The organism is Olsenella sp. KH1P3 (genome assembly GCF_900167315.1).
Classification (GTDB): Bacteria; Actinomycetota; Coriobacteriia; order Coriobacteriales; family Atopobiaceae; genus Olsenella_J; species Olsenella_J umbonata_A.
Genome location: NZ_FUWQ01000001.1, coordinates 343,681 through 356,093, shown reverse-complemented (window position 1 = coordinate 356,093; position 12,413 = coordinate 343,681). Strand labels below are relative to the sequence as shown.

The following is a 12,413-nucleotide window of genomic DNA, read 5'->3' as shown; positions in this document are numbered from 1 at the left end:
CCTTACAACGAGCTGGCGGCCAAAGCAGGTCGGCGGCCGGTGCAGGCCGGCAGCTATATTAAGCCGGTGGTCTCGTCGAGACCGAGCGCGATGTTCATATTCTGCACCGCAGCGCCGGACGCGCCCTTGCCAAGGTTGTCGAACAGTGCCGTTACGGTGGTCTGGCGGTCGTTTCCGCACACCACGATGCGCAGCTCGTTGGTTCCGGCGAGCTCGTTAGCGTACAGGGTGGGCCCGTTCTGCCCCAGGGGAACGACGCTCACCAGGCGATGGCCGGCGTAGTGGTCCGCCAGGCAGGCGTGGACCTCAGCCGTGGAGGGCGAGCCGGAAAGTAGCTCGTTGCGCAGCATGACCGTGGTCGCCATGCCCTTGTAGTAGTCGTCGACCACAGGAAGAAACACGGGCTCGTCGGAGAGTCCGCAGACCTTCTGCATCTCGGGCAGGTGCTTGTGGGCGAGCGTCAGGCCGTAGATGCCCGGGGCGTCAAAGCTCGCGGGGCGCCCCTCCTGCTCGTAGGCAGCAATCATGCGCTTGCCGCCGCCCGAGTAGCCCGTCAGCGAGAAGCAGGTGAGCGGATAGTCTGTGGGAAGGGTCCCCGCCTGGACGAGCGGCGCCACGCAGGAGATGAAGCCCGTGGCGTGGCAGCCGGGATTCGCGATGTGCCTCGAGGCGGCAATGGCGGCGCGCTGCGCGGAGCTCAGCTCGGGAAAGCCGTACGTCCAGCCGTCGGCGGTGCGGTGCGCCGTGGATGCGTCAATCACGCGGACGTCAGGGTTCTCGATGAGCGAGACGGCCTCGCGCGCGGCATCGTCCGGAAGGCACAGGAACACGACGTCCGCCTCATTCAGGAAGCAGCGTCGCTCCCCAATGTCGTGGCGCCTCTCATTGGGAATTCGCAGGAGCTCGAGGTCGTCGCGCGCGCCGATGCGCTCGAAGATCTGCAGCCCCGTCGTCCCGCTCTGCCCGTCGATGTACACCTTCGCCTTGGCCATGGGGCCTCCCGTCTCGAAGCGGCTCGTTTCGCCCATTCTAGGGCGCCAGGCGGCCACCCGGAGCAAGCGGATTCATCCCGAAACATGGCGCCGGCGCCCCTACCTTGCGTTCCGAAGAAATGAGTCAGGTTTGAAAACAAACGGAGAAAATCGTTGCATCCTCCGTTCGCTAAAGTATTCTTCAGATTCACATACGCGGTATAAGTGCATATTCGATACTGTAGATGCAATAACGGAGATGTTCTACGAGTATGGAAATACATATTAGTTTCTGGAGTCAAACAATCCCGGCGAGAATCGCCTCCCTACGTGGCAGAGACCCGCGACGACGATCCTGACGACCTTCGGCCGGTCGGCCAGAGTGCACGGCCTGGCCCGGCAGCAACACGTAACAGGACAGCGCAGTACCACAACGGAATCGAGACTCCATGGGCAGCTACTCCACAATAACCGTACCGCCAACCATAACCGACCCCGCCTCCTTCGGGTTCGCCAGCTGCGAGGGCGGCGTCTGCGCCGCAGCGGGAATCAAGGCGGCAGGCGTGCACGCGAACTTCCGCCGCAACCCCAACTTGAAGGACCTAGCGCTCGTCGTCGCAGATGAGACCTGCGTCTGCGCGACGACCTTCACCAAGAATCGCTTCTGCTCCGCACCGGTCCAGGTCTCGCGTCAGCGCGCGGCATCCGGCCACGCGCGAGCGATCGTCCTCAACTCGGGCAATGCCAACGCCGCCACCGGCGAGCAAGGCCTCGAGGTCGCCCGCGCCTCCGCAGAGATCGTCGCGCGGGAGGTCGGCTGCGACGCAGAGGAGGTGCTCCTGGCATCGACGGGCGTCATCGGCAAGCCGATGAAGCTCGAGCTCTTTCAGAGGGGCGTCCCCGCAGCGGCGGCAAGGCTCGACCACTCCCCCAAGGCGTCGCACGACGCGGCCTGCGCGATCATGACGCGCGACACCGTGCCCAAGGAGACCTCGATGGTCGGCGAGGTCTTCTGCGGCAAGGGTGACGAGCCGGTAACCGTCCACGTGGGCGGCATCGTGAAGGGCTCGGGCATGATCGAGCCGAACATGGCGACCATGCTCTGCGTCCTCTCCACCGACGCGGCACTCACCGTCGAGGCGGCGCAGGCGGCGCTCTCCGCCGCAGTCAACGTGACCTACAACAAGGTCACCGTCGACTCGGACACCTCCACCAACGACTCCTGCTTCCTTTTGGCCACGGGCGCGGCAGGCGGAGAGCCCATCGAGGTGGGTACGCCCGCCTTCGAGCAGCTTGCGGCAGCGGTGCGCTGCGCCTGCGAGGACCTCGCCCGCAAGATCGCCGCGGACGGCGAGGGCGCGACCAAGCTCGTGACCGTCGACGTCGTGGGTGCCAAGACCGAGAAGGACGCGGACACCGTGGCCCGCGCCATCGCGAACTCGCCCCTGGTCAAGACCGCCATCTTCGGCCACGACGCCAACTGGGGCCGCATCGCCGGAGCTGCCGGCAAGTGCGGCGTCGAGTTCGACCAGTCGGACGTCGACATCGACTTCATGGGCGTACCCGTGTGTAGGGGCGGCCTTACCGTCCCCATGGACGAGGACGACATGCTGCGGCGCTTCGAGGAGCCCGAGATCACCATTGCCGTCGACCTGGGCATGGGCAAGGAGAGCGCGCGCATCTGGACCTGCGACCTCACCCACGACTACGTGGCCATCAACGGCGCCTACCGCAAGTAGCGCCGCGCGCAATACGACGGCAGACCACCCACCAAGGAGGAATACATGCGCAAGCATGCGGCACAGGAGCGCGCGAAGGCGCTCACGAAGGCAGAGGTCCTGGTCGAGGCCCTGCCCTGGATCCACAAGCACAGCGGGAGGACCATCGTCGTCAAGTATGGCGGGGCCGCCATGGAGGACGAGGAGCTCATGCGCCAGGTTGTCGGAGACCTCGAGCTGCTCAAGCTCATGGGCATGCGCGTGGTGCTCGTGCACGGCGGCGGCAAGGCCATCAATAGCCTCCTGGGCGACCTTCGACTTCCCGTCGCCTTCAAGAACGGGCTGCGCGTCACCGACGACGCGACCATGGAGGTCGTTCAGATGGCGCTCATCGGCAAGGTCAACCAGCAACTGGTCTGGGAGCTCAACCGCTACGGCAACGTCGCCATAGGCGTATCTGGCGCCGACGGCAAGACCTTCGTCGCCCGCCAGGCCGACCCCGAGCTTGGGCGCGTCGGCGAGGTCGAGAGCGTAAACACCCATCTGATCGAGGCCATCCTCGACGACGGTTACATGCCCGTCGTCGCGAGCGTGGGCTCGGGCGAGGACGGCTTCTACAACATCAACGCCGACGTCGCCGCAAGCAAGGTCGCACAGGCGCTCGGTGCGCACACCATCGTCTACCTGACCGACGTCGACGGGCTCTACGGCGACCGGTCGGACGAGAACAGCCTGGTAGCAACGATGACCAAGGCCGAGGCACATGAACTTCTCGACAGTGGGACGCTCGAGTCGGGCATGATCCCCAAGATGCGCTCCATCGTCGAGGCACTCGACTCGGGCGTGAGCGACGTGCGCATCCTGAACGGGACCTTCCCGCACGCGCTGCTGCTCGAGATCTTCACCAACGAGGACGTGGGCACGATGTTCGTGCAGGGAGAGGAGTAACCATGGACCAGAGGAACGCAGCGGGCGCAGGCTCCTTCGAGACGGCCAAGGCACTCGACGACACGTACGTAATGAACACCTACGGCCGCCTTCCCGTCGAGTTCGTCAGGGGCTCGGGGGCGGAGCTCGCAGACAGCGCCGGCAAGACCTACCTGGACTTCCTGGGAGGCATCGGCGCAGCGAGCCTGGGCCACGCCAACCCCGTGGTGGCGAGGGCCGTAAAGGACCAGCTCGACCGCGTGTGGCAGGTCGGCAACTACTTCTACGTCGAGAACCGCGGCGAGCTCGCGCAGGCGCTCTCGGAGCTGCTCTCGACCACGACCGACGAGGTCGGGCATCCGACGGGCTCCACGGGCAGCACGTGGAAGACCTTCTTCAGCAACTCCGGTGCCGAGTCGAACGAGGGTGCCATCAAGGTGGCACGCCGCTGGGGCGAGCGCAAGCTTGACGGGGCCGCGACCATCGTCACGGCGCGCAAGAGCTTCCACGGCCGTACGCTCGCCACGCTTGCGGCGACGGGGCAGGACGTGTTCCACAAGAGCTTCAGGCCCCTGCCCGAGGGGTTCTGCTCGGTTCCCCTGAACGACCTCGCGTCGCTCGACCAGGCGCTGGGCTCGACCAGCGCCTGCGCCGTCATGCTCGAGTGCGTCCAGGGCGAGGGCGGCGTCTGGCCGGCCGACCCCGACTACCTGCGCGGAGTTCGCGAGCTCTGCGACGGCCACGACGTCCTGCTGGTGATCGACGAGGTCCAGACGGGCTTCTTCCGCTGCGGAGCGCCGTTCTCGTACCAGCTCGCGGGCATCGAGCCGGACGTCGTGAGCATGGCCAAGGGCATCGGCGGAGGCTTCCCCATGGGCGCGGTCGCCGCAAGGGAGAAGTGCGCAGACCTCCTGGCCCCGGGCGACCACGGCTCCACGTTCGGCGGCAACGCGCTTGCGGCCGCCGCAGGAAGGGCAACGCTCCAGCAGATGGCCGAGCTGGACATCGGCGAGCACGTCATCGAGGTTGGCGCGCACCTGGCGGAGCGCCTCGCCAAGCTCACCCACGTGAGCGAGGTCCGTGGGCACGGCCTGATGCGCGGGGCCCAGCTCGACGTGCCCATCGCCACGCCGATCGTCGAGCGCGGGCTCGAGCGCGGGCTCGTGCTCAACCACATCGGCGACTCCATCCTGCGCTTCCTGCCTCCGCTGGTCATCACCAGCGAGCAGGTCGACGCCGCGATGGACGAGCTCGAGAGACTCATCGGTCAGATGGCCTAGATTCGTCCGCGAGCGGGGTCGGCGCATCCGTGTCGGCCCCGCTTTTGTAACCCGTCTGTTAACGCACTTGCCAAATCATCAACGCTTGTCATACTTACCCACAAGCCACGACCCCCTTTGGAGGATCACGCCATGACCAAGAGCCCCGACATGCTCTTTTGCGCCGCGCCCGTGCGCTGCGCCGGTCGATGGTGGCACGGCGAGGCCTGATTCGGGGTACTGAGGCTGTCGCCATCGCGCGCGTGGGGCCCTTGGTATTCCGAGGGCTTTTTTCATGCCGCGCGGGCGTGGCGCCCGATCCCAGCACTTCTCCTTTACGTCTTCGCGGCATGCGGCACGAAAAATCGCGCGCAACCCATCACGGCAGCCCGCCGACGACGAAAGGAACGATCATGGCACAGACGACTCCCTACCGCACCTACCTCGACGAGGACCAGATTCCCACCGCCTGGTACAACCTGCGCGCAGACATGCCCACCAAGCCCGAGCCCATGCGCCTGCCCGACGGCACCGTGGCGCAGTTCGAGCACATCGCGCCCGTCTTCGCGGACGAGCTCGTCCGCCAGGAGCTTGACGACCAGACGGCCTTCTTCGAGATTCCCGCAGGCGTGCGCGAGATGTACAAGGTCTACCGACCGAGCCCGCTCTGTCGCGCCTACAACCTAGAGCGCGCGCTCGGGACGCCCGCGAGGATCTACTACAAGTTCGAGGGCAACAACACCAGCGGATCGCACAAGCTCAACTCGGCGCTCGCGCAGGCCTACTACGCCCACGAGCAGGGCCTCACGACCATCACCACCGAGACCGGCGCCGGCCAGTGGGGCACGGCCCTCTCCGAGGCGGCCGCGCACTACGGCCTGGACTGCGACGTCTTCATGGTCCGCGCGAGCTACGAGCAGAAGCCCTTCCGCCGCAGCGTGATGCAGACCTTCGGCGCCAACGTCACCCCCTCGCCCTCGCAGGAGACCGAGATCGGCCGCAAGATGTACGCCAACGAGGCCAACCGCTCCGGCTCGCTCGGAACCGCGATATCCGAGGCCGTCGAGCGCGCGCTGCACGTACCCGAGAACCGCGGTCGCTACCAGCTGGGCTCCGTCCTCAACCAGGTCGTGCTGCACCAGTCCGTCATCGGCCTCGAGAGCTACACGGCACTCGAGCGCCTGGGCGAGTACCCCGACGTCGTGGTCGGCTGCGCAGGCGGCGGCTCGAACCTGGGCGGGCTCATCGCGCCGTTCATGCGCGACAAGCTCGACGGCACGCACCCCGACACCCGCTTCATCGCGGTCGAGCCCAAGAGCTGCCCGAGCCTCACCCGCGGCCGCTTTGCCTACGACTTCGCCGACACGGGCCAGACCTGCCCGCTCGTGAAGATGTACACCCTGGGCAACGGCTTCATCCCCAGCCCCGACCACGCGGGCGGCCTTCGCTACCACGGCATGAGCCCCATCATCAGCCAGCTCAGGCACGACGGCCACCTAGATGCCGTCGCAGTGGCCCAGACGGAGGTCTTCGCGGCGGCCGAGCGGTTCGCGAAGCTCGAGACCATCCTCCCCGCCCCCGAGAGCAGCCACGCCATCAAGGTCGCGATCGACGAGGCGCTCAAGGCAAAGGAGAGCGGAGAAGAGAAGGTCATCCTCTTCGGCCTCACCGGCACCGGCTACTTCGACATGACCGCCTACGAGTCCTTCAACAACAAAACGATGGTGGACCACGTGCCCAGCGACGAGGAGCTCGAGGCGGGCTTCTCGACCATCCCCGCCATCCCCGGCGTCCAGGCTGCCGGAGGCCTTCCCCTGGAATAGCGAGCGCGTCAACAGGAACTGGCATTAGGCAAGCGGACGGCGTCACCCCCAGGGTGGCGCCGTTCCTCGTGTACGAGGTGGGCATTTTGCTCCCAGGCGGCCTCTTGTCTTGCCGATTTAATACCAGTAACTGAAATACTAATGGTTATGACAAATCGAATTAACCAAGGCGACACGTCGGGACAACCCAGCCCCGCATATCCTAAGGCACAATCGGTGAGCAAGAAACATGCCGTTTTTAGTGCAACGAAAGCGTGGTGATTGGACGAATGGGCAAGTTTTCCCGACAAGCGCACGACCCCTAACTTAACGCTGACACTATTTAGGATTTGTGCAATCATGCGATTGTGCGAATGAACTTGGTCTGTGGTTGCAACCAGTCTTACGCCTCTCGAGGGCAACGAAAAGAGAGGGCTGGGTCAGATGGCAGGTCGTCGCGCCGGAACCTTGCGCGGAACGATTCCGGCATCTTGGGCAGGGGACCATCCGAGCCGCAAGGCCTCGTTCCAGGGGACGAGAGAATGGAGCAGCGAATGTCCGAACCAAACATCTACCTCACCAGAATCGACAACAGGCTCATCCACGGCCAGGTGGGCGTCACGTGGACGCGCACCCTGGGCGTCAACCTCATCCTCGTCGCCGACGACGAGGCGGCCCACGACGAGGTCGTGCAGGAGATCATGAGCATGACCCTGCAGACCGCGGGCGTAGGCGTCAGGTTCTGGACGGTCGAGAAGACCATATCGACCATCCACAAGGCGGCGCCGAGCCAGAAGATCTTCATCGTCGTCAGGACGCCCCGCCAGGTGCGCCAGCTCGTCGAGGGCGGGGTCCCCATCAAGGAGCTCAACGTCGGCAACATGCACTTCTCGGAGGGCAAGCGCGCAATCACGAAGAAGGTCTACGTCGACGACCAAGACCTCGAGGACTTCAAGGCCATCGAGGACGCCGGGGTCGACGTCTACATCCAGGACGTTCCGGGTACCGCGAAGGAGCGCATCCGTTACGACGTTTAGTTCCACGCAGGCAGTTCCAGAAAGAAGGAGGTACGAGCATGCCAGTCACGCTCGAGCAGGGATTGGCCCTCACCTTGATGGCCATCATCTGCGGAATTGACTTCTGGCTTGAGGGCTTCTACATCTTCAGGCCAATCATCGTCTCGTCGGTCACCGGACTGATCCTGGGTGACCCCACGACGGGAATCATCTGCGGCGGCATCACCGAGCTCGCGTTCGCGGGCCTCACGCCCGCCGGCGGCACTCAGCCGCCCAACCCGGTCCTGGCAGGAGTGATGTCGGTCGTCATCGCGCACACGACGGGGACCGAGCCCGCGGCCGCGATGTCGCTCTCGCTTCCGTTCAGCTTCCTCATGCAGTACGTGATCCTGCTCTGCTACTCGGCGTTCTCGTTCTTCATGGGACCGACCGACGCGGCGGCCAAGAGCGGTGACACGGCCGGCGTCGTGAGGGTGAACGTCATCTGCACGGCAATCGTGGCCCTTCTCTACGGCATCGTCGTCTTCCTGTGCGCCTACGTCGCCCAGGACGCGATGAAGACGCTCGTCGAGAACCTGCCCGAGTGGCTCGCGCACGGCTTCGCGGTCACCGGCGGCGTGCTTCCCGCAATCGGCTTCGCGATGCTCCTGAACGTCATGTTCACCGTCGAGTTCCTGCCGTTCCTCCTGATCGGATTCGTCATGGCATCGTTCCTGAACTTCTCGAACCTGCTGCCCGTGGCCATCGTCGGCCTCGCCCTCGCGCTGTTCGTGTACACGATCGACGACAGCCACGACAAGGCGATAAAGGCAGCGCTCGCAACGGCACGTCAGAGCTTTGGTGGGGAGGATGAGGAAGATGGCATCTAGCGAGAACAGGCTCGTGGAGGACTCCCCCACCAAGGAGGAGGGCAAGGTCCTCACGCACGCAGACATCACGAAGATGGCGTACAGGACGGTCTTCCTGCAGGCGTCATTCAACTACGAGAGGATGCAGGCCGGCGGCTGGCTGCTCACCATGCTGCCCTACCTCAAGCGCATCTACAAGGACGACCCGCAGGGACTCGCCGACGCAATGTCGGACAACCTCGAGTTCATCAACACGAGTCCGCACGTCGTCGGCTTCCTCAACGGCCTGCTCCTCGCGATGGAGGAGGCTCACCAGCCCCGCAGCACCATCAGGAGCATCAAGGTGGCCCTCTTCCCGCCGATCGCGGGAATCGGCGACGCCATCTTCTGGTTCACGCTCCTGCCCATCCTGGCAGGCATCTGCTCGTCGATGGCCATGGAGGGAAGCCCCGTCGGCCCGGTCCTGTTCTTCCTGGTCTACCTCGCCCTCTTCCTCGTCAGGCCGCTGTGGGCCCACATGGGATACGGTCTGGGCGTCAAGGCCATCGGAAAGCTCAGGGAGGCATCCGCCAAGGTCGGCAAGGCGGCGACCGTGCTGGGCTGCACCGTGCTGGGCGGCCTCATTGCCTCGTACGTGAGCATCAGCATCCAGACCGTCGCGACCATCAACGAGGGCGCGAGCGTGGCCATCCAGACCGACGTGCTGGACAAGATCTTCCCCAACATGCTGTCCTTCGGCTACGTCTTCCTCATGTACTACTTCATCAAGAAGCGCCAGGCCAACCCGGTCGTCCTCATCCTGGTGACCTTCGCGCTCAGCATCCTGCTTTCGTTCTTCGGCATCCTGTAGGGAGATAGGAAGAATAGAGCGGCTCTCGCCTGGGCGAGAAGAGCAAGGCGGCACCGGCCGGATGGTCGGTGCCGCCTTTGGCATATGGGTTCGCGTCGAGCGCGGGCCGCGATTACTTGTTCGAGAGCACGACGCTGCGAGAGGTGACGTAGGTCACGACGAAGTACGCGCAGTAGACGCCGATGAGGGCAACCACGAAGGGCACGAGGGCGACATCGAACGAGCGGATGCCGGTCTCCTCCACGACGAGCCCGACCTGCCCCAGGGCCACGAGGGAGTGGCAGCCCGCAATGACCAGGGGAATGAGGAAGAACGCCAGGCTCTGGACGAAGAGCGACTTGGACATCGTGGACCTAGAGCAACCCAGCTCTGAGAGGACACGGTAGTTCTGGGCAGAGTCGGCGCAACCGGAGAGCTGCTGAATCGCCAGGATGGCCGCCACGGCGATGACGAGCACGAAGCCGATGTAGACGGCGAGGTACGCGATGATGCCGCTCAGGCCCATCGCGGCTTCCAACTGACCGGTGAACGTCACGAACTCGTGGCCCGTGTAGAAGTTGGTGCCGGAATCGGTCTCGTCGATCACGTCCGTCAGGGCCTCATCGGCCTTGGCTCCCCAGTCGTCTCCCACTTTTGCATCCACGTTGTAGCGGCACGAGAGCGAGGAGCCGGCTGCCCGGGCGCCTTCGAGGAGGTTGTCGGGGACGACGACGATGCCCGTGTTGAAGACCGCGCCGCACATCGCGGCCGACCTGTCCACGAGAGGTTCGGACTCGACGGGGGTAAGCACTTCTCCCCCGACGGTGAAGGTGAGGCCCGAGGCGAGGGCGGAGCGGTAGAAATCCTTCAGCGTGTTGGAGCCATTCGAAGTGAGGATGTAGCCGCTCTGGCCAAGCGAGACCTCGGGCAGGCCCAGGTAGCGACGCTGGGCATTGAACTCGGACTCCTTGACGAACCAGATTGGGTAGTCGCCGAAGGTGAAGCTCGAGTAGTCGACGCCGGGTACGGGCAGGCCCGTGGAGTTCGCGACGTCGGCGACCGTGACGGCCCCGGTCTCGGGGAGGCTCTCGTAGTACGACATACGCAGGACCGTGTCGGAGACGTCAGAGACGTTCATGCCACGCGACGCCAGCATCGCGTCGATGTCGGGAGTGGCGGGGGCGCCTGCGGGAGGAGTGCCCTGGGGGTCGCTCCTGACGTTGAAGTAGAGGTCGACTGGCATGTTCTGGCGGATCGCCTCCATCGCGGACTGGCAGATAGCGAGGCCACCGGTCATGCTGGTGATCGCGAGGAACAGCACCATGGAGACAACCGCCATAGAGGCGGAGACCGTGTTCACGCGAGAGGAAATCTGCCTCAGCGTGAATGTGTTGATGCCCCGCAGGTACGATCCGCGGAACGCCTTGCCCACGTAGAGCAGCAGGCCCGAGAGGGCGAAGCAGAGCGCTACGGTGCCCACGGTGACCATGAGCGTGGTGACGCCGAAGGCGGGCATCTCGTCTCCGCCGCCGACGGGAAGGCCGTCGTGAATGAGCCTGACGTACGACCAGCCGATGAGGCCGATCCCGATGACGCCCAGGACGATGCTCGCGGGCAGGCTGCGCACGCGCGAACTCTCGTTCTGGCGATGGGCGCCCATGAGGTCGATCAGCTTGACCTTGCGCAGGGCACGCAGGTTGAACAGCAGCGTGACCGCGAAAATCAGAAGGAAGCAGAAGAGCGTGAAGAGGGCCGCGTCGGTCGAGAACATGAAGCTGAAGTTGGTCACGCAGTCGTTGAACAGCGCCGCGGTGACGAAGACCAGCAGCTGCGACAGAAGGACGCCCAGGCCCAGGCCGACCAAGAACGACAGGGCCGACGCGGCGATGGTCTCGAAGAAGAGGATGAGGGACACCTGCCCCCTCGTGCAGCCAAGAAGCTGGTACAGGCCGAGCTCGCGCTTCCTGCGGCGCACCAGGTAGTTGTTGGCGTAGACCATGAGGAAGCCCAGCACGCACGCAAGGAAGACCGTCACGTAGCGTATGAGTATCCCGATGGACTTCACCATCTCGCGCGTGTCCTTCGAGAGGAAGCCCGCCTGGTTCGCGATGGTGTTGAACGCGTAGAACACGCAGACGCCCAGGACGAGCGTCACGAAGTAGACGGCATAGTCGCGCACGGACTTGCGGACGTTGCCCAGGGCAATCTTAAAGAGCATCGTCCATACCTCCCCCGATAGTGGCAACGACGCCCATGATCTGCGAGAAGAACTCCTTGCGCGACTGGTTGCCGTGGCGGAGCTCGGTAAAGATCCGACCGTCGCGGATGAACAGGACGCGCTGGCAGTAGCTCGCCGCAAAACTGTCGTGCGTGACCATAATGATGGTCGAGTTCAGCTGCTTGTTGAGAGCGTCGAAGCGCTCGAGCAGGAGTTTGGAGTTCTTGGAGTCGAGAGCTCCGGTGGGCTCGTCGGCCAAAACGAGCGTGGGATTTCCCACCATGGCGCGACAGGCTGCGACGCGCTGCTTCTGGCCACCGGAGACCTGGTAGGGGAACTTGTCGAGCACCTCGCTCACGCCGAGGGCGCGCGCCATGGCCTCGATGCGCTGGTCTATCTGCGGCACGGGGACGCGGGCGATGGAGAGGGGCAGGGCAACGTTCTCGCGGCAGGTCAGGGTGTCGAGGAGGTTGGAGTCCTGGAAGACGAAGCCAAGCTGCTCGCGGCGGAACTTGGCGAGGTCGCGCGACCTCATCTTCGTGACGTCGACACCACCCACGCTCACGACGCCCGACGTGGGACGGTCGATGGTGGCAATGCAGTTGAGCAGCGTGGTCTTGCCGGAACCGGAGGGTCCCATGATGGCGACGAACTCGCCGCGGTCCACGTCGAAGCTGACTCCGTCGAGAGCGCGCGTGGTGCTTCCGCGCTTGCCGCCGTACACCTTCTGGACGTCGGCCACTCGCAATGCGTTTGTCATCGTTAAAGCCTTTCTGATGTCGGTAGTTCCAGATGGCACGACATCATGATGCACGGAAGCGCGGC

10 protein-coding genes are annotated in these 12,413 nt (G+C 64.7%); 7 read left to right on the top strand and 3 right to left on the bottom strand.

Annotation, left to right across the window (positions count from 1 at the left end; translation table 11 throughout):
• Positions 1 to 53 precede the first annotated feature (53 nt).
• Positions 54 to 992: an N-acetyl-gamma-glutamyl-phosphate reductase gene (gene argC / locus B5D13_RS01525; protein ID WP_078686527.1), complete on the bottom strand. Its 939-nt coding sequence runs from the start codon at positions 990 to 992 to the stop codon at positions 54 to 56.
• A 428-nt stretch (positions 993 to 1,420) separates the two neighbouring features.
• On the opposite strand from argC, the gene argJ reads away from it, so the two are divergent.
• The 7 genes from argJ to agaD all read left to right on the top strand — a co-directional run bounded on the left by argJ (position 1,421) and on the right by agaD (position 9,391).
• Entirely contained in the window at positions 1,421 to 2,710 is a 1,290-nt protein-coding gene (gene argJ / locus B5D13_RS01520; protein WP_078686526.1) for a bifunctional glutamate N-acetyltransferase/amino-acid acetyltransferase ArgJ, read from the top strand.
• A gap of 45 nt (positions 2,711 to 2,755) precedes the next feature.
• The gene (gene argB / locus B5D13_RS01515) at positions 2,756 to 3,637 is read left to right on the top strand and encodes an acetylglutamate kinase (RefSeq protein ID WP_078686525.1); all 882 of its coding nucleotides are present in this window, start codon (positions 2,756 to 2,758) and stop codon (positions 3,635 to 3,637) included.
• A 2-nt stretch (positions 3,638 to 3,639) separates the two neighbouring features.
• The gene (locus B5D13_RS01510; protein ID WP_078686524.1) at positions 3,640 to 4,896 is read left to right on the top strand and encodes an acetylornithine/succinylornithine family transaminase; all 1,257 of its coding nucleotides are present in this window, start codon (positions 3,640 to 3,642) and stop codon (positions 4,894 to 4,896) included.
• 392 nt (positions 4,897 to 5,288) lie between these two features.
• Positions 5,289 to 6,698: a TrpB-like pyridoxal phosphate-dependent enzyme gene (locus tag B5D13_RS01505; protein WP_078686523.1), complete on the top strand. Its 1,410-nt coding sequence runs from the start codon at positions 5,289 to 5,291 to the stop codon at positions 6,696 to 6,698.
• A gap of 533 nt (positions 6,699 to 7,231) precedes the next feature.
• Positions 7,232 to 7,714, top strand: a complete 483-nt coding sequence (gene agaB / locus B5D13_RS01500) for a PTS galactosamine transporter subunit IIB (protein ID WP_078686522.1) — start codon at positions 7,232 to 7,234, stop codon at positions 7,712 to 7,714.
• 38 nt (positions 7,715 to 7,752) lie between these two features.
• On the top strand, positions 7,753 to 8,562 hold the full coding sequence (gene agaC, locus B5D13_RS01495) for a PTS galactosamine transporter subunit IIC (protein WP_078686521.1): 810 nt from the start codon (positions 7,753 to 7,755) through the stop codon (positions 8,560 to 8,562).
• Positions 8,552 to 9,391, top strand: a complete 840-nt coding sequence (gene agaD / locus B5D13_RS01490) for a PTS galactosamine transporter subunit IID (RefSeq protein WP_200802591.1) — start codon at positions 8,552 to 8,554, stop codon at positions 9,389 to 9,391. Before agaC ends, agaD begins: the two co-directional genes overlap by 11 nt.
• A gap of 112 nt (positions 9,392 to 9,503) precedes the next feature.
• Here the strand turns inward: agaD and B5D13_RS01485 are convergent, their stop codons facing one another.
• Together B5D13_RS01485 and B5D13_RS01480 are read right to left on the bottom strand one after the other, a co-directional pair.
• Positions 9,504 to 11,588 (bottom strand): FtsX-like permease family protein, encoded by a 2,085-nt coding sequence (locus B5D13_RS01485; protein ID WP_078686519.1) that lies wholly within the window; start codon positions 11,586 to 11,588, stop codon positions 9,504 to 9,506.
• Positions 11,578 to 12,348: an ABC transporter ATP-binding protein gene (locus B5D13_RS01480; protein WP_078686518.1), complete on the bottom strand. Its 771-nt coding sequence runs from the start codon at positions 12,346 to 12,348 to the stop codon at positions 11,578 to 11,580. The genes B5D13_RS01485 and B5D13_RS01480 overlap by 11 nt, the downstream gene beginning before the upstream one ends.
• Positions 12,349 to 12,413 lie beyond the last annotated feature (65 nt).

Coding starts and splice junctions, on each gene's coding strand:
- argB (WP_078686525.1), top strand. CDS start 2,756: ATGCGCAAGCATGCGGCACAGGAGCGCGCGAAGGCGCTCACGAAGGCA.
- agaD (WP_200802591.1), top strand. CDS start 8,552: ATGGCATCTAGCGAGAACAGGCTCGTGGAGGACTCCCCCACCAAGGAG.
- argC (WP_078686527.1), bottom strand. CDS start 992: ATGGCCAAGGCGAAGGTGTACATCGACGGGCAGAGCGGGACGACGGGG.
- B5D13_RS01480 (WP_078686518.1), bottom strand. CDS start 12,348: ATGACAAACGCATTGCGAGTGGCCGACGTCCAGAAGGTGTACGGCGGC.
- B5D13_RS01510 (WP_078686524.1), top strand. CDS start 3,640: ATGGACCAGAGGAACGCAGCGGGCGCAGGCTCCTTCGAGACGGCCAAG.
- B5D13_RS01485 (WP_078686519.1), bottom strand. CDS start 11,588: ATGCTCTTTAAGATTGCCCTGGGCAACGTCCGCAAGTCCGTGCGCGAC.
- argJ (WP_078686526.1), top strand. CDS start 1,421: ATGGGCAGCTACTCCACAATAACCGTACCGCCAACCATAACCGACCCC.
- agaB (WP_078686522.1), top strand. CDS start 7,232: ATGTCCGAACCAAACATCTACCTCACCAGAATCGACAACAGGCTCATC.
- agaC (WP_078686521.1), top strand. CDS start 7,753: ATGCCAGTCACGCTCGAGCAGGGATTGGCCCTCACCTTGATGGCCATC.
- B5D13_RS01505 (WP_078686523.1), top strand. CDS start 5,289: ATGGCACAGACGACTCCCTACCGCACCTACCTCGACGAGGACCAGATT.